Genomic DNA, 1,890 nt, shown 5'->3' with positions numbered 1-1,890 from the left:
ATCGATTTTATCTTCCTTGCTCGCCTGTTGGACTCCGGCGGTCTTCAAATGCTCGAGAATCATCTCTGCGAAATCGGTCTTTTCACCGGCTTCGGCTTTGGTGCCGTAAACGGCGGGGGCTTCGGCAGCCTTGTCCATCGGCTCCTCGTCTTCGTCGACTCCCAACACTCGGTGGGGAGACAGACTTTCCACGGTGAAGGGTCCGGCCACCCGGGCGATGCTCTTATCCTCGAAGGGCTTGTCGTACAGGTATTCGGTATCGGCTTTGGCGGCGATGGAAGCGTCGATTTCTTTTTGACGAGCGATGCGTTGCTCCCACCATCGGCGATGCAAATCTTGTGCTTCTTCGGACCAATTCTCATCCGCTTTGCGAGGGATATCCCATTCTTCCCAACTCTCTTTCAACGCTTCGTTGAGTTGTGCGCGCAGCGGCTCCAACTCTTCTTGGAATCGATCCCAAATCACGTCGATTTCATCGTTGTTCGCGATCGACTTCAAGGTGATATGAGGAACGCGCTCGTAGACGAAACCGTGGCGGATATTTCGGTAGGTCGGGCGGCTCGATGGGGTCGAGCGAGTGAGTTCCGCTTCTTTCAACAAACCTTCGGGGCTGTCCGCAAGGAGGTAATAGGGATAGCGAGCACCCATGACCCTCGCTCGGGCAAGAGCCATTGCCACGCGGGATGTGTCGATGGTGATCCATCGGCGTCCCCATTGCTCTGACACATAAGCGGTTGTACCGGAGCCGCAAGTCGGGTCCAGTACGAGATCTCCCGGATCCGTGGTCATTTGGAGGCAGCGGGCGATGACTTTTGCAGATGTCTGAACAACATAATCCGGTCTTTGTTCAGGAGCGGTATCATTCCAAAGGTTGTTGACTCGCCTACGAGGCACGTCCTCCCAAGCAATAAACGCACTCAATCGCCCACCTTTCGGTAGGTGCAATCGTCCTGCGTAATCCAATCGAGGGATTCCATTGACAGGGTCGAATGCCCATTGGGCATTCGACCCTGGATTTATACTTTGATTGCGTAACCGAATGGAATCACTTCTGGTTTCACTATGATGCTGACTGATGACACGATTGTCTGACTTGCAGTACCTACCGCCTTCTTCTAACAGACGGGCGGCCTCTTCGTCGCTCGGTGGCTTAATCCAATCACCGGATAACGTCAAGATTTTTTGAAAAGAAGCATCATCCGGGCGTTCGTCGCGATTGGTGATGGTTCCATATAAAGTACGAAGCTTAGCCACACTACGATTTTTTGCGAAGTGTAAGATATAATCATTGATCGCTTGTCCCGGAGATGTGAAATTCTTCTTTCTAAAAACGATGGCGGCAAATGCATTATCCTCCCCGAAAACCTCATCCATCAGCGCCCGCACCCGATGAACATTCTCATCCCCTATCTGAACGAAGATCGACCCCGAGTCCGTCAGTAAATCCCTCGCCACCGTCAATCGATCTCGTAGATAAGTCAGATACGAGTGAATCCCGTCCCGCCATGTATCCCGAAAGGCCTTGACCTGCTCCGGCTCGCGCGTGATGTGATCGATCTTCCCGTCCTTCACATCGCGGCTCGTCGTCGACCACTGGAAATTCGAGTTGAACTTGATGCCATAAGGCGGATCGAGATAGATGCACTGCACCTGACCGCGCAAGCCCTCTCGCTCGGCAAGCGATGCCATCACTTGCAGGCTATCGCCCAATATCATGCGATTGCTCCAGTTGGCATCGTGCCGGTAGAACTCCGTCTTGGCGTTATCATCCGGAAGACCGTTGAAATCCGCAAAGAGATCAGTTTGTTTCTCATCCCCTTGCTGATTGGCATCCGATCGCTTAAGCAAATCATCGATCAATGCCTTGGGATGAACCTTCTCTTGGATATA

General features: G+C 52.7%; 1 protein-coding gene. It reads right to left on the bottom strand.

Annotated elements, in window-relative coordinates; all coding sequences use genetic code 11:
* A partial coding sequence (locus BF99_RS0119800; protein ID WP_025772655.1) for a site-specific DNA-methyltransferase occupies positions 1–1,890 on the bottom strand: 1,890 nt, incomplete at both ends.

This window comes from Thioalkalivibrio sp. HK1 (assembly GCA_000583135.1).
GTDB lineage: Bacteria > Pseudomonadota > Gammaproteobacteria > HK1 > HK1 > HK1.
Note: the sequence above shows the minus strand (reverse complement) of the source record. Positions and strands in the feature narration are given on the sequence as shown.